This window comes from Actinomadura sp. NTSP31, assembly GCF_041951385.1.
GTDB lineage: Bacteria > Actinomycetota > Actinomycetes > Streptosporangiales > Streptosporangiaceae > Spirillospora > Spirillospora napierensis.
In genome coordinates this window covers 1-995 of the sequence record NZ_JBGNUT010000071.1, presented here as the reverse complement: position 1 = coordinate 995, position 995 = coordinate 1, and the positions used below count along the sequence as shown (strand labels likewise).

Sequence of the window (995 nt, the reverse complement as noted above, 5' to 3'; positions counted from 1 at the left end):
TCAGTGAGACGTGGCCGCCGGGGATGAGGCGTTTGAGTTCGTCGGCGGTGCCTTGGGCGATGAGGCGTCCGTGGTCCAGGACGGCGATCTGGTCGGCGAGGTGGTCGGCTTCTTCGAGGTATTGGGTGGTGAGGAAGATGGTGACGCCGCCGGCGACGAGTTCGCGGACGATCTGCCACATGGCGCGGCGGCTGCGCGGGTCCAGGCCGGTGGTGGGTTCGTCCAGGAAGATCAGGCGGGGGTCGCCGACCAGGGTCATCGCCAGGTCCAGGCGGCGTTGCATGCCGCCGGAGTAGGTGGAGGCGGGCTTGCCGGCCGCCTCCACCAGGTCGAAACGCTCCAGCAGCTCGGTCGCCTTGCGCCTGCCTTCGCGCTTGGGCAGGTGTTTGAGGTCGGCCATCAGGAGCAGGTTCTCCTGGCCGGTGAGCAGCTTGTCGACCGCGGAGTACTGCCCGGTGACACCGATCGCGCCGCGCACATCATCCGGCTGGCGGTGCAGGTCGTGGCCGGCGACCTGGATGTCGCCGGCGTCGGCGCGGGTCAGGGTGGACAGGATTTGCACGGTGGTGGTCTTGCCGGCGCCGTTGGGGCCGAGCAGGGAGAAGATCGTTCCTTCGGGGATGGTCAGGTCGATGCCGTCGAGCACGACTTTCTCGCCGGTCTTGTCGCGGTAGGACTTGCGCAGTCCGGTCGCCTGGATCGCCAGGTTCGTCATGGGGGGCTCCTCGGAGGCGGAACGTGCTGCGGGGGTTAGAGGCTGCGGGCGGTGATGTCGCCGTGGGCGGTGGTGGCCTGGATGGTCAGGGCGGCGGTGCCGTGGTTGGTGAGGGTGTTGGTGATGCGGCCGTGGGAGGTGCCGGCGTCCAGCGAGGCCGAGACGCCGGGGGCGGCGGCGACGGTGATGTCGCCGGACTGGGTGCGCAGTTCCACCGCGCCGCCGGTGGCCTGGTTGATGCGGATGTCGCCGCGGGCGGTGCTGATCTGGGCGGGGCCGG

Annotated in this window: 2 protein-coding genes; both read right to left on the bottom strand. The window is 70.1% G+C overall.

Annotation, left to right across the window (positions count from 1 at the left end):
• The coding region (locus tag ACA514_RS48230; RefSeq protein ID WP_375048286.1) for an ABC transporter ATP-binding protein at positions 1-715 on the bottom strand (715 nt) is incomplete at its 3' end.
• 35 nt (positions 716-750) lie between these two features.
• A partial coding sequence (locus tag ACA514_RS48225) for a DUF4097 family beta strand repeat-containing protein (RefSeq protein ID WP_375048285.1) occupies positions 751-995 on the bottom strand: 245 nt, incomplete at its 5' end.